The sequence below is a fragment of the Prosthecobacter sp. genome (genome assembly GCF_044222565.1).
Classification (GTDB): Bacteria; Verrucomicrobiota; Verrucomicrobiia; order Verrucomicrobiales; family Verrucomicrobiaceae; genus Prosthecobacter.
In genome coordinates this window covers 166,476-188,366 of record NZ_JBGANA010000009.1, presented here as the reverse complement: position 1 = coordinate 188,366, position 21,891 = coordinate 166,476, and the positions used below count along the sequence as shown (strand labels likewise).

Below are 21,891 nucleotides of genomic sequence, written 5' to 3'. Positions count from 1 at the left end.
ATTGGAGTTTGGGGTGAGGCGGGGATTCCGGAGCGGGCTAAAGCCCGAACTACGTACTTAGGATAGACCAGGAAGAATGTTAGGAGGCGCAGCGGAGCCATTTGGTGGCGATGGTGCGGAGGTCGGATTCGGGGATGGAGGGGGTGGGGGTGAAGCATTGCTGCTCGATGCGGGTGAGGTCGGATTGGAGTTCCTGCTTTTGGGAGTCCTTGAGTTTTACCTGGGGGCTGGTGCGGAGGCGGCGGAGGAGGGCGACGACGGAGAAGGCATCGACTTCGGCGGGCATGTGGAAGGTGACGCGGGTGGCTTGAGAGGGATCAGGAGCGCGTTTGCGGAAGAGGAGGAAGGCGAAGCCGATGGCGATGATGATGCCGGTGGCGATGATGGCGAGCCATTGGGTGGGATGCTGGGTGGGATGGGTGACGATGTCTGCGGGGGTGGACTTCATGCCGAGGGTGACGGCGGGGTCGGTAAGGGTGGTGAGGTTCATGTCCTTGTAGGTTTGCAAGGTCATGGTGGCGTCTTTGGCTTTCGCGGTGGGGAAGTGGAAGGTGAGCGGGGTTTCGGCGGCGCGGACGGCATCGCCATCGAGGGTGAGGGTCCAGAGGCGTTCGGAGGTGGGGGTGACTTCATCGCCCCAGGAGTTGAGTTCTTTGATCTGAAGACCTTCGTGGGGATTGGTGTGCTTGACGCTGATGACGGCCTTGGGGTCGAAGGTTAGAAGCTGATCGAGGTCGGGAGTGAGGCCGGTGGAGGTGGCTTTGATTTCGAGGGTGAGTGCGCCGTTGATGGGAAGCTGGCGGTTGTCGAGGGTTTGCGTGATCTCGATGTGGCTGGCGGGACGTGGGGGGACGGGATCGGAGGAGACTTTGATGATGGTCTCGGCGGATTCAGCGGGGATGCTGACGGGGCCGGTCATATCGACGAATTTGAGCGCGAGTTCGACGGGCGGGATTTTATCGACGCTGGCGTCCTTGGCGCGAACGTGGAGGTAGGCGAGGACGGTTTCCTCCCAGCCGGGCTTCGCGGTGGGGCGGGGTTTTACTTCGGGCGTGGAGAAGGTGATGGACTTGATGTCGAAGAAGGGCGCGAGGGCCTGGGTGATGTTCAGCTCGAGCTCATCGCGAGGGCCCTGGGTCTCGACCATCTTCTTGACGAGAGGGGAGTTTTTTTTGCCCTGGTTGGGGCCGGGGTTGAGGTCGTTGGTGAGGTACTGGCCGAACTTGGCGGCGCGGGTCATGGCCTCGGTGTGGATGATGCTGACGATGATGCCGAAGTCCTGATCGCGGCCGACGGTGTTGGGGCCATCGACGCGGGTTTGCAGGCGGACTTCGCTGAGGAGTTCGTCGAAGTAGGTGAGCTTCTTGGCAGCACCGAGGGTGAAGGGATCATCCTTAGTGATGATCATGGCGCTGGCGATGTAGCGGTATTCGAGGTCTTCGTGGAGCGGGTCTTTTTCGTCGTTGAGGCGTGTGTTGATGATCTTGGCGAAGAGGCTGATGTGATCCTTTGCGGCCTTGCCGGGGAGGGCGGTGAGGTGATCGCGGATCTTGGTCAAGGCCGCGCGGTTCATGGCCTTGGAGAGATTGAGCTGGTTGTTGGAGCCGATGCCGAGGAGGCCATTGAACCAGGCCATGTGAGGCTCGACCGTGTAGTCGCTGGGGCTGAGCTTTGGCACCGTGGCGGCGTAAGCGGTGCAGGCGCGGTCGAAGTAATCCTGCGCCATGACGTTCTTTTCTTTGAAGGCGAACATGCGCTTTTGCGGATCGGCGACGACAAGCTGCTGGAAGTATTCGAAGTCGCCCCAGTCCACGCAAAGGGTGCCAGCGAGCATTGGGGCACGCCAGCTTCCGGCGTGGCCTTTGAGCCAGGCGTCGATGAGCTTTAATGCGGTGTCGTAACCGGAGCGCACCATATCGAGGGTTTGTCCTTCATCGCGCTGGGTGAGTCCGGCGCGCTGCACGTCCATCTTGCGCCAGCGTTCGCCGAGATTGGAATTCATCTTGGCGAGGATGAGGGAGAAGACGGGCTCATCCATTTTGTCCATGGGGCCGAAGACTTTTTCGATGTGGCTGGTGCGATAGGTTTCTGCGGTGCTGTAGGCGAGATCGAAGGCGGCGACGACGCTGGCGTAGTCCTTGGGGGCGAGGCCGGCATTGCGGAAGAGGGTCATCATGCGCGCGAGGCTGTCGATGTTCTTCTCCATCATGATGGGAGTGACGGGGATGCGGGCGTCATCGGGCAGGCCGTATTTGCGGCGGAGCTGCTCGGGGAGCTGGGGGTTGTGGGTCTTGCCCCAGACGGTGAGGAAGTCTTCGGCGAGTGCTGCGCCCGCAGTGGGGCTGCGTTTGCCGATCTCGACGATGCGTTCGGCGGCCTGATCAAACTGAGCGCCGGTGAGGATGAGGCGGGACATAGCGACATCGATGCGGTCGCGCACGCTGGTGGTGAGTGCTGCGGCCCATTTGCCTGCGGGAGCGACGGCCAGGAGTTCTTCGGGGGCGACGTAGCGGCCCTGGTTGTTGTTGGTGGATTTTTGCTGGTAGGTGTAGTCGGCTTCGCTGGTCCAGTGGTCGGCCATCATCTCAAAAATCTGGCTCCAGGGCTGCTCGCCGGAGGGGACGAGATCGAGGAGGAGACTGGCGATGGTGGATTGGGCGGCGAGATTTTCGGCGCGTGAGGTGACATCGCCATTGCGGTCGTTTTGTACTTTGCGGGTGAAAGCGGTGACGAGATGCATGGCACCCTGCGGATTGGTCTTGGCGGCTTCGGCGAGGACGGAAGCGAGGGTGCTGGTGGGCACCTGGGTGATGACTTTGGAGATGTTGTTACCGGCTTTGCTTTTCTCCCAGGCTTTGGCTTTGGAGGTGTCTGGGTTGAGAAGGGCGTTGATGTTTTCGTCCCAGATGCGCTGGACTTCGGCGTGCTGGGCGTTTTCGCGCTCCTGCTGGGTGGTGAGGAAATTGCGAAGTTCGTTTTTAAGACCTTCGTCGGCGATTTGATCCATCTCTGCGGGAGAAGGCAGGTAGGTGCGGGCGAGGTCTTTGAAGTTGGCGTAGATGAGGAGGCGCGCGGCGGCGAGGCGTTTGGCGGGATCTGTGCCGCCGAGCTTGGCGGTGCCTTTTTTCAGGCGGTCCACGAGCCAGTAGTTTTCAGCGACGGGGACGGCGATGCTGGTGAGCTGGCCGAGGCGGCGGAGGTTGTCGCCGGTGAGCTCTCCGGGTGCGGAGTCGGCGAGACCGAGGACGTCTTCGAGACGGATGTTGGGACGCTGACGGTCGGTGAGATCGACGAGCATTTTGTCGTAGATTTTGCGCGCGAGGTCGGGGGGCATGAGCGCGAGTTCTTCACGAATCTTGGGCCAGTCGCTGGTGACGAAGCGGAACTGGAAGCGGTCATTGACGGGGAGCGTGGCGGGATCGGTGGTGCCGACGCGTTCGATGTGGCGGAGGAGGTCGTTGGGATCGCGGGAGAAGCGGTCTTTGAGGATGGCCTCGGTTTCTCTGAGGATTTTGGGGTCGGGGGGTGGAGGGGGCGCGGGGGTGGGAGCGGCGACGGGCGCGGGAGTGGGCGGATTTGCGGGCGCAGGGTCCTGGGCGGGCGCGGAGGTGAGCAGCGCTAGGCCGAGAAGGAGGAGCGTGAGGCGCTGGGAGGAGGAGGTCATGAGAGCGATTGAAAGAGGGAGGGCGAAGCGGGGAAGAGGTCCAGTTGCGGCGCAACTGGGCTACTTTTTAGGAGCCGGGGGTGGTTTGTTTTTCGAACTCCTGGAGGGCGGCGCGGCCGTCGCCGTCCTCGGTGGGTAGCGGGCCTTTGCCGGGGCGGCCGAAGAGGGCTGCGGCGGCGGCTTTGTTTTTGGGGTCGGGTTTGGTGCCGGCTTTGATCTGGAGGGCGGCTTCGAGATTGCGCTGCTTGGGGACGGCGATGCCTTCGACGCCTTTGACGGCGCGAATGGTGGTCACGGCATTGGTGGCGGGAGGAGGAGGGACGGACTGGACGGTGTTGGGAGGAGGGGGTGGCTTCACGCCTTGCACGGTGTTGGGAGTGATGGGGTTTGCGGGTGGTGGTGGCGGAGGCGGAGGAGCCTGCACGGTGTTGGGAGGCGGAGGTGGTTTGACGCCCTGAACGGTGTTGGGTGTGACGGGATTTGCGGGAGGTGGAGGGGGCGGAGGAGGTGCGGGAGGGACGGTGGTTTTGACGCCTTGCACGGTGGGCGGGGAGACGGGAGTGGTGGTGGGTGGCTCGATCTTCTTGATGCTTTCGACGGCTTCTTGTTTGACGCCTTTGATGCCTTCAATGGCGGAGGAGGAAGCCTTGGCGGGTTCCTGGGCGTGGGTGAGGACGGCGAGGAGAAGGAGTGTGAGGCCGCCTAATCTATGAATGATGAAATGGCGTGCGGTTAAGGGCATGACTCGCAAGGTGTGGAGATTGAGCAGGCGCTGTGAATGCGGCGGGGGTGCGGTGAGGACGCTGCTGGTGAACGCGGCGTGTGCAGCAGGCGCTGGGTTTGCTTTCCGATTTGTCGTGCGTCGTACCAGGGTAGCCTCGCCGAGGCTCGGCAACCCTTCGCTATGATGCGCAGCCCCTTTGGGGCTGGGGAGGGCCGGAGCATTTGAGAAATGCCCCTGGTGAACGCTTGGAGTGTTGCGAAGAGTTGGCAAGTTGTTCGGCATTTCCACTTGGAAGTTCAGGCTTGGCTGATCGACGTCCTCAAAACGAATCTCGGGGTAATTGGAGGATTGAAGCGTGGGATGATGACGAGACATCTTTGCGGACTGCGAGCACGATGGCTGGCGATTTTGAATGTCGTCACGATTTGAGTGAGATGACCGGCCTGCGGAAAGCGGTAGCTGCGTTCGTGCCTCACTGCGCGACCGCACTCCAAATAACGATGGGTCGCTTGGATGATGGGGTGTGTGACCAGAGCGCTGTGGTTTTGTGAGGCTCATGGGTGCGTGGTTTTGGCGAATTCGGCGGCGACGCGTTCTTCGTATTTGGCGAGGGCGCCGGGTTCCTGGTGCTCGGCGAGAAACCGGAAAATTTGGCGGGTGCGCTCGGCGTAGGGGCGCCATTCGGATTCGGCGGCACCGTTGGTTTTGAGAAGGTAGGTGGCGTAATAGTAGGCCTTGCCGAGGGCCTCGCGGACGGCGCGGGTGAGCTTGGCGTCTTCGCCATGGACCTGCGCGGCTTCTTGAAGAAGGAGGGTGAGTTCATCGGTGGCACCGACGACATCGAGCATTTCAAGGCGGGCCTTGGCTTTGGCGAGGCGGATTTGATGCTTTACGAGAGGGCGTTCGCTTTTGGGGAGTTCGGCGGTGAGCTTGTCGTACTCTTCGATGATGAGGGCGTAGTCGGGTTCCGGGGCACGTTCGAGTAAGCGGATGGCTTCGACGCGCTGGCGGGCTTTGACGCGTGCCAGTTGATCCTGGCCTTCATTGAAGTGGTAGTAGAGTGCGGCGACTGGACAGAGCAGCCATATGAGGGTGAAGAACTTCCTCATGCGGGCAGTTTCCTTTCGATGATGGGAGAGGATTCTGCGCTGCTGCGCGTGACTGCGACTGGCCGCCAGGTGCTGCCGAGGTATTCCTGAGCGAGGGGAATGGCGGCATTGATGAAGGCGCCGAGGACCATGGCGAGAATAGCGAGCTGGGCGAGGCTGAGGCCTTTCTGCAAGGGGGCGAGGGGCACGACGAGATCGCCAAGCGCGGTGGTGGCGAGGTGCTTGGTGTTGACGTCTTCGTAGATGCCGCCGAGGGCGGTGGCGAGGCGCTGGAGGGTATCGCCTTCCTGGCGTGACTGGTGGCTGTCGATGTAGGTGCCTTTGGTGGGATTGCCGAGGCCGAGAACGAGGACTTCCTTGACGGATTGCGGGCGCTTTTGGATGGGCACGAGGCTGACGGAGTCGCCATCGGTGAAGATGACGAGGCGTGTGCTGTTTGGGGGGAATGCGGCGACGTGTTCGAGTGCTTCGTTCACGGCTTTGCCGAGATCGGTTTTGCCGACGGGCATGGCGTACGAAAGCGGGAGGCCGTTGAAGACATTGCGCACGAGTTCGGGATCGCGCGCCTCCATGACGACGGGGATGGACTCGGTGTAGAAGCCGATGACGCCGAAGCGGAGATTGCCGCTGACGCGCTGGAGGATGCCTTCTGTCACATCGCGCATGCGGTCGTGGCGTGTGAGGGCACCGTCGGGTCCGGCGTCCTGCAGGTACATGCTGGGGGACAAGTCGGCGATGAAGACTAGGCGCGTGGCGGTGTCGTTTTTTGTGTCTTTGGCGGGGTCGTTGGCGGTGGTCTGAAGCTGGATGAGGGTAGCGAGGCCCCAGGTGAAGGCGGCGAGGCTGAGGGAGCGCAGGAGTGGGACGAAGCGTGTCCAGGGGCGTGCGCCGGAGGTGCCGAAGGCGAGACGCTGGGCGATGCGAATGCGGCGGGTGTGGAGCCATTCGGCGGCTGCCACTGTGATCAGAACCGCTAGTGCAGAAATCAGCGGGATCATACTTGAACGGCCACAAACGAATCACAACTCGGAGCATGGCAAAACAGGCTCTCGGAGTTTGGATCAGCGGATTTCAGGCGTGGCATTTCAGCACAACGCAGCGGCAAACATTCTTTATTCAGCTTTCGCGAAATCGCCTACTCAATTGCTTTCGGCGTGTCGGGATGAAGCTGTGCGCAAGCGTGTTTAGAGACCGGATGGAGGATGAGGGATTTTCTGGACGTGAGAAAGCTCCCAGAGCGGCATCGGAGTGCCGCGCTCCCGGCATCGGAGTGCCTTACTTTGCTCCCGGCTAAATGGGAGGGGCGTTGTTGATGGCTTCCAAAGCTTCGGTGTCTTTTTCCCACTCGGCGGTGAGCTTGGTAATTTTGGTCTCGACGGTTTCGAGTTCGGCGCTGAGGGCGCGGAACTGGGCGGCGTCTGCATAAGTGGCTTCTTCCTGGAGCATCTGGACGATTTGGTGCTTGCGCTTGTCGAGGGTGGCGAGTTCCTGCTCGATGTGGAAGACGCGGAGATCGAGCTCCTTTTTGGCCTTGCTGCGGGCGTTGCGGGCATCGGCTTCGAGGCGGCGCTGCTGCTTGCTTTTGGGGGCTTCTTTCACTGCGGGGCCGCTGCTGCTGCCGTAGCTGGTGGGCTGGGCGTTGTGGAGGGTGGCGGTGAGGGCTTCGCGGGCGGAGCCGGCTTTGGTTTTGTCGAGGTAGTACTGGTAGTCGCCTGCGTAGGGCGTGATGACGCCGGCGCTGACGTGGAGGACATGCTTGGCCATCTGGCGGATGAAGTGCACGTCATGGCTGATGAAGACGAGGGTGCCTTCGTACTGATCGAGCGCATTGATGAGCGCATCGATGCTGCCCATGTCGAGATGGGTGGTGGGCTCGTCCATGAGGAGGAAGTTCGGCGGATCCAGCAGGAGGCGCACGAGCACGAGGCGGGATTTTTCACCACCGCTGAGAACGCCGACGGGCTTGAAGACGTCGTCGCCGTGGAAGAGGAAGGAGCCGAGCAACGTGCGGGACATGTTTTCACCGGGGCGGCTGGGGAGGTCCATGGCGGACTCGAGCACGGTGTGCTTCATGTTGAGCACGTCTCCACGATACTGGGCGAAGTAGCCGAGCTTCACATTGTGGCCGAGCTCGTAAGTGCCGGACTGCGGGGTGAGGGCGCCGGCGAGAAGTTTGAGGAGCGTGGATTTACCGGCGCCGTTTGGGCCGACGAGGACGGTGCGCTGACCGCGCTCGATCTCGAGATCGAGGCCGGTATAGACGGGAGTCTGGCCGTAGGCGAAATCGACGTCCTTGATGCGGATGACGCGCTGGCCGCTGCGGGGTGGCTGGGGGAAGCGGAACTTGACGGTTTTAGCGTCGGCCACCGGGGCATCGACTTTTTCGATGCGGTCGATCATCTTGGCCTTGTCCTGCGCGCGGGAGGCGAAGTTGGCCTTGGCTTTGAACTTGTCCACCCAGGCCTGCATCTTGGCGAGCTCGCGCTGCTGATTGTCATAAGCGCCCTGCATCTGCTCCATGCGGGCGGCTTTTTCGCGGGTATAGTCGTCGTAGTTGCCGGTGTAGCGGGTGATCTTGCTGTGGGCGACTTCGAGGATGCTGTCGCAGAGGGCGTTGAGGAATTCGCGGTCATGCGAAATCATGAGAATGGCGCCGGGATAGCTCTGCAGGTAGGTTTGAAACCAGATGAGGGATTCGAGGTCGAGATGGTTCGTCGGTTCGTCGAGCAGGAGGAGGTCGGGCTCCTGGACGAGGAGGCGGGCGAGGTGGGCGCGCATGACCCAGCCGCCGCTGAGGGTGCGGGCATTGCGCTCGAAGTCGGACTCGCGAAAGGCGAGGCCGCTGAGGATGCGCTTGGCCTTGGGCTCGATCTCCCAGCGGGAGTGCTCGTCCACGTGGCCGGTGGCGAGTTCCAGAACGGTGACGTCTTCGATGGGGGCGCTTTCCTGTGGGAGGAAGCCGAAGTCGAGGCCGCGCTCCATGACGACCTTGCCTTCATCGGGGACGGTTTCCTGAAGGAGGAGGGAGAAAAGGGTGGACTTGCCAGCGCCATTGGGGCCGATGAGGCCGATTTTTTCGCCACGGTTGATGTGGAACGACACCTGGCTGAAGAGGGTGCGGCCGGCGTAGGTTTTGCTGACGTTGGAGACAGAGAGCATTGGGGGAAAAGGGGGCGCGTATAGTGGCGGAGATTTGGGCGGTGTCGAGGACGCAGGCAGGGGAAGGCGGGGCGCCTGCCAAATCGGACAAAGCGATAAAGCGGGCGGTGACGAGCGTTTGGCATCTCTGCATGCACACTTCCCGGCTCCTCATGGCATTGTTTGGCTCGCTCTCGGCGGGCATCACGTTCTCAGCAGAAACCGCCGCCCTGACACCGGGGTGGCATCAGTTTCGCGGGCAGAACAGAGACGGCATCTCGAATGAAACCGGTTTGCTCAAGTCCTGGCCTGCGGAAGGGCCGAAGCTGCTGTGGGAGATCAAAGGCGCGGGTGGCGGCATGGGATCTGTGACGGTGGGCAAAGGGCGTGTGTTTGTGGTGGGAAACCGCAAGGAAGGTGTGTCGCTGACGGCCTTTGAACTGGAGACGCAAAAAGAGGTGTGGAGCACGGTGATCAGCGACAAGCGTGACCAGCCGAATGGCGCGCCGACGTTTGATGGAGAGCGGCTGTATTCCGTGACGAAGGATGGCATCCTTTCCTGCTGCGATGCGATGAGCGGCGAGCTGCTATGGCGGAAGAGCTACACGGCGGATCTGGGCGGCCTGATCATGAGCGGGTGGGGTTTCAGCGAATCACCGCTGGTGGATGGCGATCTGGTGATTGGCGTGCCGGGTGGCAATGACTGCATTGTGGCTGCAATGGACAAGAAAACGGGCGAGGTGAAGTGGAAGTCTGCTTTGCCAGCCGAAGTGGGCAAGCGTGGCAAGGATGGTGCGGGCTACACCGGAGTGGTGATCTCCAACGGCGGCGGGGTGAAGCAGTACATCACGCTGGCGGGGCGCGGCCTGGTCAGCGTGCGGGCCAGCGATGGCAAAACGCTGTGGACTTACAATGATGTGGCCAATGGGACGGCGAACATTCCGACGCCGCTGGTGTGGGATGATTATGTTTTTACCTCTTCGGGTTACGGCACGGGCGCGGCACTGCTGCAGCTGAAGAAGGATGGAGAAGGCGTGGCAGCTGAAGAGAAGTATTTTCTCAAGGCGGCCACGTTTCAGAATCATCACGGCGGGATGGTGCGCATCGGCGACTACATCTATGCGGGCAGCGGCCACAACAACGGCATACCAGTTTGTCTCGAATGGAAGACTGGCAAAGTCGTGTGGGAGCAGAGCGAGCGCCCCGGCCGTGAAAGCGCGGCGGTCATCAGTGCGGAAGGAGAGCTTTATTTCCGCTGGCAGGACGGGACGATGGGCCTCATCGACGCGACGCCGGCAGGCTACAAACTGCAGGGCACCTTCAAACTGCCTGCGGTGAAGGGACCAAGCTGGCCGCACCCGAGCATCCATGACAAGAAGCTGATCATCCGCGCCCAGGACCAGATTTTCTGCTATGATCTGGCGGCGAGGTGAGATCCCTTCAATGGTGCTGAAGATGGCGAAACTCGCGGTTGGCGCGGGGCGTTCTTTGTGAGAGCATCCGCCGCCTTTCCCCACATGAAGACTTATACCGCCCTGCTATTGATCGCCACCGCGTGGACCGCGAACGCTGCCGATTTGTCGAAACCCATTGAGACGCTGCGTGCGGTGAAGAAGGAAGGTGAAGGGAATGAGGCGGCGGCGAAGGCGTGGGGGGAGATCGTGAAGGCGGACCCAGCTTCTTTGCCGGAAGTGCTGAAGGGAATGAACGGGGCGAATCCGCTGGCGGAGAACTGGCTGCGGACGGCGGTTGGGGTGCTCGCGGATGAGGCGCTAAAGGCGAAGAAGCTGCCGGTGCCGGCGCTGGTGACTTTTTTAAAGGATACAAAAAACAGCCCGGGGGCGCGGGTGGTGGCGTTTGATTTGATTCATCGGGCGGATGAAAAACTGGCGGAGGAGCTGACGCCGACGCTGCTGGAGGATCCGAGCTCGGACCTGAGAAGGCACCCGGTGGCGAAGCTGATCGAGGCGGGAGATGCGGCGCTGGAAAAGAAGGACAACGCGGCGGCGATCGTGGCCTTTGGCAAGGGACTGGGTGGAGCGCGGGATGAGGACCAGATCAAGGTGCTGGCAAAGAAGCTGCGGGACCTGGGACAGAAGGTGGACCTGCCAAAGCATTTTGGATTTTTGATGAGCTGGAAGATGATCGCGCCGTTCAGCAATGCGGATCGTGCGGGATTCGATACGGTGTATCCGCCGGAGAAGGAGCTGAAGTTTGATGCGGTCTATGAAGGAAAAGGCAAGGAGGCGAAGTGGGTGGACTTCACAAGTACGGATGAGTACGGGAAGATCGACTTCAACAAACCCTTCGGGATGGAGAAGAGCGTGGTGGGCTATGCGGCGACGGATTTCTTCAGCACGGAAGATCGGGCCGCGGAGATCCGCATCGGCTGCAAGGACGGCTGGAAAATCTGGCTGAACGGGGAGCTGCTGTTTGCGCGCGATGAGTATCACCGTGGGGCAAAGCTGGATCAGTACAAAATGCCATGCCAGCTGAAGAAGGGGAAGAACACAATCCTGGTGAAGTGCTGCCAGAATGAGCAGACGGAGCAGTGGACGGTGGAGTGGGAGTTCCAGCTGCGTGTGTGTGATGCGACAGGCACGGCGATTCTGGCGGCGAAATGAGTTAACTTAGAACGACGAAGACTATGAAGACGATTTTGACGGGTTTGATGCTTTGCGTGGCAACAGGTGTGGTGCATGCCGACTGGCTGCAATTCCGCGGACCGAATGCGACGGCGGTTTCCACGGAGGCGAAGGTGCCGGGGGATGATTTGAAAATTGCGTGGGCGGCGGATCTGCCGGGGCGCGGGCTATCGGCGCCGATTGTGGTTGGAGACCGGGTGTTTGTCACGTGCTCGAGCGGGCCGGGGCAGGAGACGCTGCATGTGTTTTGCTTCAATGCGGCGGACGGCACGAAGCGCTGGGAGCGGGCGATGCGCAGCACGGGACGCACGATGACGCACAACAAGACGTGTGTGGCGGCGAATACGCCGTGCAGCGACGGGGACCGCGTGTTTGCGCTGTTTTCCTCCAACGATTTGTTCGCGTTTGATCTGGACGGGAATCTGCTGTGGCTGCGGGGGCTGACGTTTGACTACCCGAATGCGAGCAACAGCCTGGGGATGTCGCAATCTCCGGTGGTGCTGGATGGGACGCTGGTGGTGCAGAGCGAGAATGACAGCGAGTCCTTCACAGCGGGGCTGGATGTGGCGACGGGGAAGAACAAGTGGAAGCTGGAGCGGCCGAAGGCGGCGAACTGGACGAGCGCGACGGTGTGGAAAAACACGGTGGCGCTGCAGTCGAGCAAGGGCATCCTGGCAGTGGAACCGTCGACGGGAAAGACGGTGTGGGATTACAGCGACGGGGCGAGCACGATTCCTTCGAGCGTGGGCGCAGGCGATACGCTGTATGCGGTGTCTCATGGCATCACGGCGCTGGCTCCGGAGAAGGGCGCGGTGACGCAGCTGTGGCGGAATGAGAAGCTGAACTCGGGCACGGCGAGTCCGCTGGTGCTGGGCGACTCCATCTATGTGGTGAATGGCGCCGGCGTGCTGATCAAGGCGAGCGTGAAGAATGGTGACGAAGCGTGGAAGCTGCGCATGAAGGGGCCTTTCAGCGGATCGCCAGTGGCGGCGGGGAAGCGCATCTACATTGTGAATGAGCGCGGGATTTTTCAGGTGATCGATCCAGAAGCGCCGGAAGGCAAAGTGCTGAAAGAAATTGAACTGAAGGAGACGGTGCTGACGACGCCAGCGATCTCCGGAGGGGCGGTCTATGTGCGCAGCGACGGGAAACTGTGGAAGCTGCAATGATGGACAAGCCGGAAGAGCCCACGCCTGAAATCGAAGAACTGGATGCCTCGACAGCGATCGAGGTGGAGCAGGAGACTTCGCGTGCCTTGGGCAAGGAGACGCGGCAGGTGCTGTTTGCGGTGCTGATGGTGGCGGCGTTTATGACGGTGGTGCATTTCACGCCGCTGAAAGATTGGCTGACGGATGTAAAGCGGTGGAAGGACCTGGTGCGCGAGTTTGGCTGGGGAGCGCATGCGATCTTCATGGGAGCGTGCGCCGGAGCCGTGATGCTGGGGGTGCCGCGGCTGCCGATGTGCGCGGCGGCCGGGCTGGTGTTTGGCTTTGGCGAAGGGCTGGTGCTCTCGCTGGTGGCATCGACGCTGGGTTCGTATGGAGCGTTTGTGCTTTCCAGGCATGGGTTTCGACGTGCGGTGGAATCTCGCGCGGAGAAGTGGCCGTGGCTGAAAAAGCTGCTGAAGAAGCCGTCTGTCCTGCGGGTGTTCTGGGTGCGGCAGCTGATGGTTCCGGGGCTGGTGCTGAATGTGCTGCTGGGGATGACTCCGGTGAAACACACGCGCTTTCTACTGGGCACACTGCTGGGCTACATGCCTCTGAACGTGGCCTTCAGCCTGGTGGGCAGCGGTTTGGGAAAAGGGAGTTTGCTGACCACTTTGACACAATTGCTAGGCGCGCTCGCGGTGATCAACATCGCGGCGTGGCTGGTGTATCGGGTGATGAAGAAGCAGAAGAAGGGGTGATGTGGAGGCCCCGCAATGGCGGGAGCGATTGGGGGCCACAGCGGAACCCTTCTTTGTTCCCCAGTAACAAGGCTGCTTTGCTGCGCCGAGGCGGCAGAGCGAATTAGTGCATCGTATGCCAGGTGAGGGTGTGGTGCTCCACATCTTCGGCATCGGTTTGCACAGCGGCAGCGATGACGGCACCCAAGCCGATGAGAACGGCGACGGGGAAGATGACGATGAGGAGCGGGAGCAGCATGATGAAGGCCAGCGGGCCGAGGATGATGCTCAGGGCGATGGTCTCCCAGCCGAACTGCTTCAAGCGGAGACCGACGGGCGGTGCGCCGAGCTCACCATGCTGGACATAGACGTGATCCTGGCGGAGCCATACGAGAAGAGGGCGGAGGGCTCTGCGAAAAGGCCGCAGAAAGGTGGCTTTCATGCGCCGGGTCTGCCAGACGCGGTGGAGATTGCGGGTGACAAAACGCGCTTCGGCGTCGTGGGCACAGACGGCTTGCTGAATCGAGGCCGCCTGTCCAGAAACGGGGACAGGGATCGTATTCATAGGTGGGTTGGTTGTTCGTACAATAAACGAACGGGTCCAGCCTGTCCTGACAAAAAAGACTCAGCCCTTACTGACTGCGGCCATGCATGGAGCAGGCGCGGCAGCCGGCGCAGAGGTCGCAGCTGACGGAGTGCGGATTTTCCAGGCATTTGGGGCAGTGCACACAAAGCATGCAGAAAGGGCGCTGCGAACCCGAGGCGAGGGGGGTGCAGGGGAGCCTGCTGGCAGCAGCACTGGCAGACACAGAACACGCCCGCGATGAGCGTGTCTGAACAGATTCCAAAACATTGGTTTTCATGAGTGCGGGGAAGTGCCGCGCCACCTCTCCCATGGGAGTGAAAAATGCGCTATTGGCAGACCTGCCAATACCTGCGAATTTTTTTCGCATGCGTTGCACATTGTGTGAAACTGCGCACATTCTTAAGCATGCCAGTGAATGCCGGTACGCAGGGCCAACCAGCCTGTCTCAAATGGAGTGGAGGAGAGCACACACTCTCAGGCCCCTGCTTCATCGGCCGCCGTTCTGACAACGACATCCCGATCAACAATGTGCAGGCCTCGCGCCGGCACGCGGTGCTGATGAATTTGAACGACGACTGGTGGATCAATGATCTGGGGAGCCGCAACGGGATCGTGGTCAACGGCTTGCGGCTGAACTGCGCGAGGCGCCTGCGGAACGGCGATGAAATCCGCATCGCGAACCAGCGCCTGAGTTTTTACAATGCCGCGCAGCCTGCGCCGCACCACAGCTCCATTTTGGGAAAGACGACGGAGTTCGCACCCCAGACACTCAGCGATGCGCCGACGTCCTCCGCGGCGTGCGAGCTGCTGATTGTGACGGAAAAGGGCGAAATCATCGAAGGCGACAAAGCGGCCCACTGGTTTTTTGGCAAAGCCCTGGAGCGTGCGCCCGGCGGAGCGCATTATTTTCTGCCGCCACAGATCCGCCAATGGCTGCAGAAGCTGGCGGACCTGAATGAGAAAGTCTCACCGCCGCTGGAGATGGAGCAGCAGGATCATCGTCTGGTGCTTTCGCTGGCACGCTGCAAGGATGACCGCTTCTATCTGCTGGTGCGCGTGGAGGTGGCGAAGATCTCCATCAAACGGCTGGAAACGCTGGGCCTGACGGTGCGGGAGGCCGAGGTGATGCACTGGGTGTGCGAGGGCAAGAGCAACCCGGAGATCGCGCAGATCCTGGACATTGCCATCCATACGGTGAACCGGCACAACGAGCACATTTTCAAAAAGCTCGCCGTGGACAACCGGCACAAGGCGATCAAAACGGTGAAGGAGCGGCTGGGGCTGTGAGAGCAGGATCCTAGATGCTCGATCCCAGGTTCTAGACGCTAGATGGCCGGGGCATCCAGGGTGTGAAACTTTTCGCCGGCTTGCGAAAGAGGTGCGAGAGCGGCGACCTATCGATTCGTCGATCTCATTGCCGGTCAGAAGGCTATCTTTGGCTAGAACATGATGATCTCCGGCGACTGAGGGCTGGGACAGCCCGCCCTACCAGCGCTGGAAGGCTGTATGGAATGGGCCTTGAAAAGCGCTGGTGGACGGGCGGGCCGAAGCCACGCCCATCCTACGACGGAGCCTGCTCCCTGGCCGTCAGAGGCCAGGGCAGCGGACGGGGAGTGCAAACCTCACTTCACCACCGGGCGCAGGACCATGTTGCGGTAGTCCACGTTGGTGTGATCGCCCTGAAGGTAGATCGGGCCGGGCTTGAATTCATCGCTGCTCATGGCGCCGCCGGTGCAGCCGAGGACGGGGGCGTTGTCGATGATGGTCTTGCCGTTGAGGATCACGGTGAGGTGGCGATCAACCAGGGTGATGTCGAGGGTCTGCCATTCGCCGATCGGCTTTTCGGCAGCGACACTTGGGGTGATGCGGCTGTAAAGAGCGCCCATGTGGTGGGAATCGAGAGGCTGGCCGAAGCTCTCCATGACCTGCACTTCATAAATGCCGCGGAGGTAGATGCCGCTGTTGCTGCCTTCCTGGGTGCGGACTTCGGTTTTGAGATTGAAGTCTTCGAATTCGGCATCGGTGCGGAGATTGCCGAAGTGCTTGTCCTTGGCCTTCACCACGCGGTTTTGCAGGATGCCATCGACGACGCTCCAGCCGTTGTCGACGCCTTCTTTGAGAAGACGCCAGCCGGTGAGGTCTTTGCCATTGAGGAGCTGGATGGGCTCGCCGAATTTCACCTTGGAGAGGTCGGGGGCTGCGGGGACGGCGGGGATGCGCTTGCCGGTGAACTCCTGGGGCTGACCCATGTCCTTGCCTGCGGCGTTTTTCTTGGCGGTGGTGAGCTTGAGGACATCGCCATCGGCTTTGGCGGTGATGGTTTCGGTGGCGTTGAGCTTGCCTTCCTTGTTCTTTTGCTCGCGGGTGACGATGAGGGTATCGCCATCGAGCTTGGTGCTGGTGGTGGGGACCACGCTGCCGCCGCCCCAGAGGACGCTGGAGGTGAGAGCGCCGTCTTTGGACTCCACGCCAAGCCAGCCTGCGCCGCCGCCAGGGATGGTGAGGGCCCAGCGGCCGATGAAGGGATTGTCAGCGGCGCTGAGGAGGGAACTGAGGCTGAAAACGGCGGCGACGGAAAGGGAGCGATACGAGAGCAACATGATGGGAGCGGGTTGGAGGATTGAGTTGGGCGGGAATTAACGGGATTTCTTCTGCTGATCCTTCACGCAGTCGGGATCGGCGGGGGTGGGGGTGCCGGTTTGATCGACGGGGTGATTGAAGAGGTAGTGCCAGACGGCTTCGTGGATGAATTTGCCATCTTTGTCTTTCACGGCGGCACCGCCGGGGGTGACGGAACTGTGGGCGCGTTTGTCATCGCCTTTGACGTCGGCATCGGTGATAAGGCGGCGGGTGTTTTGGAAGGGCGGGGCGCTGATGTCCACGTTCACGATGGGGCCGAACTGATTGAGGCCCATCATTTCCCAGGAGCGGCAGTAGTGGTCGCCGGTCCAGCCGCCATCTAGGACATGGCTGAAGCCGAAGATGCGGTTGGCCGGTGTGGCGGAGGGGAGGGACTGCCAGGAGTCGTAGTTGTCGCGCGGACCGCAGAAGCAGACGACGCGATCAACTTTCTGATGTTTGGCGAAGCGGGCGGAGGATGTTGCGCCGTGGGAGGATCCGGAGACGATGACTTTGTCCCAGCGGAGGCCTTTGCCGTCTTCGCTGATGAACTGGTCCCACTTGCCTTCGGGGTGCTCTTTGGCGAGCCATTTCACGAACTGGAAGGAGCGCTCCATCATGCCATCGGGCTGCGGGATGCTGACGAGGTCGCTGTGGTCCTCACCGGTGGTGGCTTCGAGGCGGATGTCTCCGAGTGTCTTGCCATCATCGCGCCGTGCGGCAGGGATGATGCCGAACCATTTGTTGGCGTAGTGCGGCTGGATGGCGTGGAGGCCGTAGCTGTTGAGGCGCTCGAACAAGGTCGCGTTGTGGCCCATGAGCCAGATGACGAGCTTGCCCTGGAGCTTGACGCTGGTGTCCACGCTGGCGTTCTGCATGTCCTGCGGCTTGCCTTTTTTGTCGGTGAAGACGAAGTCGATTTCAGGGTGCTCTTTGGCGCGGGGGTCGATCTCGCTGGCGCGTTTGGAGATGGTGGGCGCGGCGTAAGTGAGGCTGGCGGAGAGCGCCAGGAGGGTGGTGAGGAGGAGGGGTTTCATGGAGTTGGTTAAATGGTGGTGATGCTTACAGACGCAAGCGCTGCAAACGTTCAAGCCATGTCATGGAGATCTTGATACTGACTTCATAACCTTCGGCATCAACCATCTTGCAGCTCAGCTCTTTTTCTGAGTCAAAGTCTTCAAGGTCGCACTCCAATGCCGCTCGGTTTGCAAAAAGCTGCTGTGAGCCGTCCTCCCAAGCCAAGAGCAACGGAAACACAACTTTGGAATCATCCAGGCTCATGGCTGCTAGCGAAACTCTGATCTACCTGCCAATTTTCATGACTCGAAGCGCTGGTCAGCGGAGAAGGATCCTACGCTGCGAATCGTCGCGCCATCGGCGCGGGTTTGATTGAGGGCTTTTTGGACGCGGGGGTCGGCAGTGGAGCCTTCGATCTCGATGTAGAAGCGGTACTTGTTGGGCTGACCGCGGATGGGGCGGGACTCCAGGCGCTTTAGATTGATGCTGTTCTCGCTAAGCGGCGTGAGGAAGCGGCAGAGGCTGCCGGGGCGGTCGGGGAGCTCGACAACGAGGGCGGTGCGGTTGTGATCGAGCGAAGGGGTGTTTGCGGTGTGGCCGATGAGGTAGAACTGCGTGATGTTTGGCACCTCGCCGGCAATGGGGAAATGGAGGATCTGCAGGCCGTGGCGCTCGGCGTTTTGTCTCGGCCCGATGGCGGCTGCACCAGGAGTGGCGACGGCTTTTTCAGCGGCCTTGGCGGTGCTGGGCTCGACGACGCGTTTGACGTCCGGGTAGTTGGCCTTGAGCCAGTCGTCGCCATGGAAGAAGGGCATGGCGTGGGAGTGAATGGAGGTGATGGACTCCCCTGCCCTGCCGAGGAGGGCGAGCTTCACATCGAGCGTGAGTTCTTCCAGGATGGAGAGGGTGCTGCGGGTGTCCACGAGGCGGTCCACGGTGTCGATGATGAAGCCGCCGGAGGAGTTTTCGATGGGGACGATGCCCTGGACGTCGGGGTGGGTAGAGAGGAACGAAAAGACGTCGGCGATGTTGTCGCGGAGGGAGACGGTGGCGCCGGGGAAACGCATCTGGGTGATGAGATGCGAGAAGCTGCCTTCGGGGCCGAGGCAGGCAATGGTGGGCGATGGGGGCGTCATGCGGGGCTGTGCATGCTGCGGTGGTGGCGGGCGATGGTCAAGCTGAGTCGTCTGCGTCAGAGCGATGCGATAAAATCCTCCGGGGTAAGCACCTGCGGCTTAAAGCCACTCCCCTGCATCGCTCGGAAGTGGTGGTCGGCCGTGACGATGTACTCGGCCTCCGCAACCACGGCAGCATCGGCAAATTTATTGTCATCAATATCACCTGGAACCAAATGGAAACGATAGGTGGGTGAAACTCGGACCACGTTGCTGGAAATGTTCAGCAATTTTTCCAAGATGTTCCATCGAGCGGGGCCGGCCATGTCCGTGATGACTTCCTCGTATTCAAGCATTATCTCCGTGCTCACCACCAGGGAAAACCGAAGGTTTATCCATTCCTGCAGGATGCGATGATAGGGATGGCCAGCGGCGCGGGCCTGCAGCATCACATTGGTGTCCAGAACCACGCGCATGTTCAGGCGTAGGGATGCCTGGAGCGATGCGTGCGCACCGCCTGCTCAATCAGCGCCGGGTCATGCCTGCCCGCCAAGCGATCTGCTTCGGCCTCTTCGCTCATTTGAGCAAACAGCCAGCGACGTTCGAACTCGATGAGCAGATCATTCACGGCGGCAATGGCGCTGTCGCTGAAGGCATCTAATTTCTGATGCAACAGCGGGCGCAGCTCTTGCGGGTTTAGGTTGGCCGTGGAAGCGCTCATGATGAAAGATGCTGCATTCGTCTGCTTTTCGCAAGCAGGAGGGTGTGGATTTCAGCTCCACTTCGCGTTGATTGGTTCATGCGCCGCCGCTGGAAATCTCTTCTCGCCCCCCTGCTTGCTATGGCAGTGGGGTGGTGGGGAGTGCCGTGGCTGGTGGCGCTGCCGGAGGAGCTGATGAGGGCGCCGATGTCTTCGACGATTTATCTGGCGCGGGATGGGACACCGCTGCGGCATTTGCTGGATGAGAATGGCAACCGCGCTGCACCGCCGGTGGCATATGCGGAGATGCCGGAGGCGCTGGTGCATGCTCTGCTGGCGGCGGAAGATAAGCGGTTCTTTTCGCATGGGGGCATTGATTTGATCGCGGTGGCGCGGGCGGGATGGGACAATGCGAGAAGTGGTAGAATTGTTTCGGGGGCTTCGACGATTCATCAGCAACTGATCAAGAACACGACGCCGCAAAGTGGAAAGCGGACGCTGTGGGTGAAGGTGGTGGAGGCGCTGCGGGCGCGCAGACTGGCGATGTCGTGGAAGCGTGAGGAGGTGCTGGCGGCGTATGCGAACCGGGTGTCGTTCGGCAATCTGATGACGGGTGTGGCAACGGCGGCGTCGGGGTATTTTCACAAGCCGCTGGGAGATCTGACGCCGGCGGAGTGCGCGCTGCTGGCGGCGCTGCCGCAGTCGCCGGCGCGGCTGAACCCGTTTCGAAATCTTGAAGGGGTGCTGCCGAGGCAGCGGCGCATTCTGGACAAGATGCATGAGCTGCACTGGCTGAGTGATGAGGCGCATCGTGTGGCTTTGGATCAGAAGGTCGTGCTGCAACGCTTCAGCGGTGGGTTTGAGGCGCCGCATGCGATTGAGATGCTGAGGGGGGAGGCGAAGGAAGGAAAAGTGCGGACGACGCTGGATGCGCCGCTGCAGCAGCAGGTGGAGACGATCATGGCGGCGAGGCTGGAGATGCTGAAGGGGCGGCATGTGACGCATGCGGCCGTGGTCATCATTGAGAATGCGACGGGTGAAGTGCGGGCGCTGGCTGGGTCGCGGGACTTTTTTGCCAAGGATGGCGGGCAGCTCAACGGGGCATGGGCCCCGCATTCGCCGGGATCGGCGATGAAGCCGTTTACCTATCTGATGGCGTTTGAGCGTGGGGCGACTGCGGCCAGCATTGTGGCGGATCTGCCGGTGGAGTTTGGCACGGCGTCGGGGACGTACAAGCCGGAGAATTTTTCGCTGCGGAGCTATGGGCCGATGACGTATCGGTATGCGCTGGGGAATTCGCTGAATATTTCGGCGGTGCGGGTGCTGGACTCGATCGGAGGTGCGGAGACGCTGCTGCCGAAGCTGCGGGAGCTGGGCCTGAGCACGCTGAATGAAGACGCGGCGCACTACGGCCTGGGGCTGACCATTGGGAATGCCTCGGTGAGGCTTGTTGAACTGGCGAATGCGTATGCGTGTCTGGCGCGGCTGGGAAAGTACAAGCGGTGGACGCTGCGGCAGGAAGATGGGGTTGCGGAGGAGCGGAGGCTGCTGGGGGAGAATGAGAGCTGGCTGATCGCGGATATCCTCAGCGACAATCAGGCGCGGGAGATGGCGTTCGGCGGGTGGTCGGTGCTGCGTCTGCCGTTTAAATGCGCGGTGAAAACAGGGACGAGCTCGACCTTTCGCGACAACTGGACAGTGGGCTACACACCGGAGTTCACCGTGGGTGTCTGGGCCGGAAATTTTGACAACACACCGATGCAGGATGTGAGCGGCGTGACGGGTGCGGGGCCGATTTTTAAGGATGTGATGCTGCACCTTAACGAGAGGCATGCCATGAGCTGGTATGCCATGCCGAAGGACATCGTGCGGGCGCGGATTGATCCGCGAACAGGGAGGCGGCTGACGCTGCAGTCGCCGCCGGCACGGGTGAGCCGCGAGGATTTTTTTGTGTCAGGGAAGCTGCCGCCGCTGGCGCAGGCGGGGGATTATGATGCGAAGGGGCGGGCGATTTTGCCGCGTGAGTATGCGGGGTGGATCGGCAGCGGCGGGAACTGGCTGGGGGATCTGGTGACGACGGCGGAGACGGAGGCGCGGGCGGTGCTGAAGATCACGAATCCCATTCCTGGAACAGTCGTGATTTTGGATCCGGATATTCGGAATAACGGAAGCCGGCTGCTGCTGCAGGCGGTGGGTGGTGAGAAGGTGAAGTGGAGCTGTGAGACGCTGGAGCTGCGCAGCGAGGGGGCGCATACGTTCGCGATTCTGAAGCCGGGGAGGCACGAGATCGAGGCGAGGGAGGAGGCGGGTGGGATGAGGGAGAGGACGTTTGTGATTGTGAGGGAGGAGTAGCGCCTTGGGCTGCGGACGGCTCTCCGTGGGCAGAGTTCGAGCAGTTTGTTATTAAGTGATGCACTCCGATGGGAGCAGCGTTTACGCTGTTCTTTGCCGCATGGGGATGGCCCCTCACCCTTACCTCTCCCCATAGGGATCTTTGGGCGTTACGATATCATCGATGGGGAGAGGGGATTCGCGTTTGGGCCTGCGGGCTATTGAATCGTTAAACGCTTCCGCAGGGCGACTGACTGCCCAGAAACCGCACACGGAGTGTGCGGACCACTTCACTGGCGGGTTCGCGATGGCCAGCATGCAATTTCTGCCGTCGGGCTGGCCAAGCATGCATTTGAGA

At 61.2% G+C, this 21,891-nt stretch carries 18 protein-coding genes; 6 read left to right on the top strand and 12 right to left on the bottom strand.

Going from position 1 to position 21,891, the window contains the following annotated elements; genetic code table 11:
- Positions 1–79 precede the first annotated feature (79 nt).
- The 5 genes from ACILSR_RS15370 to ACILSR_RS15350 form a co-directional block, all read right to left on the bottom strand.
- Positions 80–3,664 carry a hypothetical protein gene (locus ACILSR_RS15370; RefSeq protein ID WP_395750670.1) on the bottom strand — a complete coding sequence of 1,195 codons (3,585 nt, stop codon included), beginning with the start codon at positions 3,662–3,664 and terminating at the stop codon, positions 80–82.
- A 67-nt stretch (positions 3,665–3,731) separates the two neighbouring features.
- Positions 3,732–4,406: a hypothetical protein gene (locus ACILSR_RS15365; protein WP_395750669.1), complete on the bottom strand. Its 675-nt coding sequence runs from the start codon at positions 4,404–4,406 to the stop codon at positions 3,732–3,734.
- A gap of 536 nt (positions 4,407–4,942) precedes the next feature.
- Positions 4,943–5,497 (bottom strand): hypothetical protein, encoded by a 555-nt coding sequence (locus ACILSR_RS15360; RefSeq protein ID WP_395750668.1) that lies wholly within the window; start codon positions 5,495–5,497, stop codon positions 4,943–4,945.
- A complete protein-coding gene (locus ACILSR_RS15355) occupies positions 5,494–6,495 on the bottom strand; it encodes a VWA domain-containing protein (RefSeq protein WP_395750667.1) in 1,002 nt (333 codons plus the stop codon). The genes ACILSR_RS15360 and ACILSR_RS15355 overlap by 4 nt, the downstream gene beginning before the upstream one ends.
- 292 nt (positions 6,496–6,787) lie before the next feature.
- Positions 6,788–8,656: an ABC-F family ATP-binding cassette domain-containing protein gene (locus ACILSR_RS15350; protein ID WP_395750666.1), complete on the bottom strand. Its 1,869-nt coding sequence runs from the start codon at positions 8,654–8,656 to the stop codon at positions 6,788–6,790.
- Positions 8,657–8,787: 131 nt separating this feature from the next.
- Here ACILSR_RS15350 and ACILSR_RS15345 point away from each other — a divergent pair, with 131 nt between their 5' ends.
- From ACILSR_RS15345 to ACILSR_RS15330, 4 genes are all read left to right on the top strand, one after another.
- Positions 8,788–10,068: a PQQ-binding-like beta-propeller repeat protein gene (locus ACILSR_RS15345; RefSeq protein ID WP_395750665.1), complete on the top strand. Its 1,281-nt coding sequence runs from the start codon at positions 8,788–8,790 to the stop codon at positions 10,066–10,068.
- 84 nt (positions 10,069–10,152) lie between these two features.
- Positions 10,153–11,259 (top strand): hypothetical protein, encoded by a 1,107-nt coding sequence (locus tag ACILSR_RS15340; RefSeq protein ID WP_395750664.1) that lies wholly within the window; start codon positions 10,153–10,155, stop codon positions 11,257–11,259.
- A gap of 23 nt (positions 11,260–11,282) precedes the next feature.
- On the top strand, positions 11,283–12,449 hold the full coding sequence (locus tag ACILSR_RS15335; protein ID WP_395750663.1) for a PQQ-binding-like beta-propeller repeat protein: 1,167 nt from the start codon (positions 11,283–11,285) through the stop codon (positions 12,447–12,449).
- Positions 12,446–13,186: a TVP38/TMEM64 family protein gene (locus ACILSR_RS15330; protein ID WP_395750662.1), complete on the top strand. Its 741-nt coding sequence runs from the start codon at positions 12,446–12,448 to the stop codon at positions 13,184–13,186. The genes ACILSR_RS15335 and ACILSR_RS15330 overlap by 4 nt, the downstream gene beginning before the upstream one ends.
- A 103-nt stretch (positions 13,187–13,289) precedes the next feature.
- Here the strand turns inward: ACILSR_RS15330 and ACILSR_RS15325 are convergent, their stop codons facing one another.
- Positions 13,290–13,730, bottom strand: a complete 441-nt coding sequence (locus ACILSR_RS15325; RefSeq protein ID WP_395750661.1) for a hypothetical protein — start codon at positions 13,728–13,730, stop codon at positions 13,290–13,292.
- Between the two features lie 426 nt (positions 13,731–14,156).
- On the opposite strand from ACILSR_RS15325, the gene ACILSR_RS15320 reads away from it, so the two are divergent.
- The gene (locus tag ACILSR_RS15320; protein WP_395750660.1) at positions 14,157–15,038 is read left to right on the top strand and encodes an FHA domain-containing protein; all 882 of its coding nucleotides are present in this window, start codon (positions 14,157–14,159) and stop codon (positions 15,036–15,038) included.
- A gap of 335 nt (positions 15,039–15,373) precedes the next feature.
- On the opposite strand, the gene ACILSR_RS15315 is transcribed toward ACILSR_RS15320, so the two are convergent.
- From ACILSR_RS15315 to ACILSR_RS15290, 6 genes are read right to left on the bottom strand one after another with little or no spacing between them, the layout of a single operon-like run.
- On the bottom strand, positions 15,374–16,351 hold the full coding sequence (locus ACILSR_RS15315) for a DUF1080 domain-containing protein (RefSeq protein WP_395750659.1): 978 nt from the start codon (positions 16,349–16,351) through the stop codon (positions 15,374–15,376).
- Positions 16,352–16,387: 36 nt separating this feature from the next.
- The gene (locus ACILSR_RS15310) at positions 16,388–17,407 is read right to left on the bottom strand and encodes a BPSS1187 family protein (protein WP_395750658.1); all 1,020 of its coding nucleotides are present in this window, start codon (positions 17,405–17,407) and stop codon (positions 16,388–16,390) included.
- 25 nt (positions 17,408–17,432) lie between these two features.
- Positions 17,433–17,651 carry a hypothetical protein gene (locus tag ACILSR_RS15305; RefSeq protein WP_395750657.1) on the bottom strand — a complete coding sequence of 73 codons (219 nt, stop codon included), beginning with the start codon at positions 17,649–17,651 and terminating at the stop codon, positions 17,433–17,435.
- 35 nt (positions 17,652–17,686) lie between these two features.
- Positions 17,687–18,523 carry a prephenate dehydratase gene (locus ACILSR_RS15300; RefSeq protein ID WP_395750656.1) on the bottom strand — a complete coding sequence of 279 codons (837 nt, stop codon included), beginning with the start codon at positions 18,521–18,523 and terminating at the stop codon, positions 17,687–17,689.
- 56 nt (positions 18,524–18,579) lie between these two features.
- Positions 18,580–18,978, bottom strand: coding sequence for a putative toxin-antitoxin system toxin component, PIN family (locus tag ACILSR_RS15295; protein ID WP_395750655.1), 399 nt, complete (start codon positions 18,976–18,978; stop codon positions 18,580–18,582).
- A 2-nt stretch (positions 18,979–18,980) separates the two neighbouring features.
- The gene (locus ACILSR_RS15290) at positions 18,981–19,223 is read right to left on the bottom strand and encodes a hypothetical protein (RefSeq protein WP_395750654.1); all 243 of its coding nucleotides are present in this window, start codon (positions 19,221–19,223) and stop codon (positions 18,981–18,983) included.
- Between the two features lie 78 nt (positions 19,224–19,301).
- On the opposite strand from ACILSR_RS15290, the gene pbpC reads away from it, so the two are divergent.
- On the top strand, positions 19,302–21,554 hold the full coding sequence (gene pbpC / locus ACILSR_RS15285; RefSeq protein WP_395750653.1) for a penicillin-binding protein 1C: 2,253 nt from the start codon (positions 19,302–19,304) through the stop codon (positions 21,552–21,554).
- The last annotated feature ends 337 nt before the right edge of the window (positions 21,555–21,891 follow it).

Excerpts from the sequence above, each read along its gene's own strand:
- ACILSR_RS15320 (WP_395750660.1), top strand. The coding sequence starts at position 14,157 with ATGCCAGTGAATGCCGGTACGCAGGGCCAACCAGCCTGTCTCAAATGG.
- ACILSR_RS15360 (WP_395750668.1), bottom strand. The coding sequence starts at position 5,497 with ATGAGGAAGTTCTTCACCCTCATATGGCTGCTCTGTCCAGTCGCCGCA.
- ACILSR_RS15290 (WP_395750654.1), bottom strand. The coding sequence starts at position 19,223 with ATGAGCGCTTCCACGGCCAACCTAAACCCGCAAGAGCTGCGCCCGCTG.
- pbpC (WP_395750653.1), top strand. The coding sequence starts at position 19,302 with ATGCGCCGCCGCTGGAAATCTCTTCTCGCCCCCCTGCTTGCTATGGCA.
- ACILSR_RS15350 (WP_395750666.1), bottom strand. The coding sequence starts at position 8,656 with ATGCTCTCTGTCTCCAACGTCAGCAAAACCTACGCCGGCCGCACCCTC.
- ACILSR_RS15330 (WP_395750662.1), top strand. The coding sequence starts at position 12,446 with ATGATGGACAAGCCGGAAGAGCCCACGCCTGAAATCGAAGAACTGGAT.
- ACILSR_RS15315 (WP_395750659.1), bottom strand. The coding sequence starts at position 16,351 with ATGTTGCTCTCGTATCGCTCCCTTTCCGTCGCCGCCGTTTTCAGCCTC.
- ACILSR_RS15370 (WP_395750670.1), bottom strand. The coding sequence starts at position 3,664 with ATGACCTCCTCCTCCCAGCGCCTCACGCTCCTCCTTCTCGGCCTAGCG.
- ACILSR_RS15355 (WP_395750667.1), bottom strand. The coding sequence starts at position 6,495 with ATGATCCCGCTGATTTCTGCACTAGCGGTTCTGATCACAGTGGCAGCC.
- ACILSR_RS15310 (WP_395750658.1), bottom strand. The coding sequence starts at position 17,407 with ATGAAACCCCTCCTCCTCACCACCCTCCTGGCGCTCTCCGCCAGCCTC.
- ACILSR_RS15340 (WP_395750664.1), top strand. The coding sequence starts at position 10,153 with ATGAAGACTTATACCGCCCTGCTATTGATCGCCACCGCGTGGACCGCG.
- ACILSR_RS15345 (WP_395750665.1), top strand. The coding sequence starts at position 8,788 with ATGCACACTTCCCGGCTCCTCATGGCATTGTTTGGCTCGCTCTCGGCG.
- ACILSR_RS15300 (WP_395750656.1), bottom strand. The coding sequence starts at position 18,523 with ATGACGCCCCCATCGCCCACCATTGCCTGCCTCGGCCCCGAAGGCAGC.
- ACILSR_RS15335 (WP_395750663.1), top strand. The coding sequence starts at position 11,283 with ATGAAGACGATTTTGACGGGTTTGATGCTTTGCGTGGCAACAGGTGTG.
- ACILSR_RS15295 (WP_395750655.1), bottom strand. The coding sequence starts at position 18,978 with ATGCGCGTGGTTCTGGACACCAATGTGATGCTGCAGGCCCGCGCCGCT.
- ACILSR_RS15305 (WP_395750657.1), bottom strand. The coding sequence starts at position 17,651 with ATGAGCCTGGATGATTCCAAAGTTGTGTTTCCGTTGCTCTTGGCTTGG.
- ACILSR_RS15325 (WP_395750661.1), bottom strand. The coding sequence starts at position 13,730 with ATGAATACGATCCCTGTCCCCGTTTCTGGACAGGCGGCCTCGATTCAG.
- ACILSR_RS15365 (WP_395750669.1), bottom strand. The coding sequence starts at position 4,406 with ATGCCCTTAACCGCACGCCATTTCATCATTCATAGATTAGGCGGCCTC.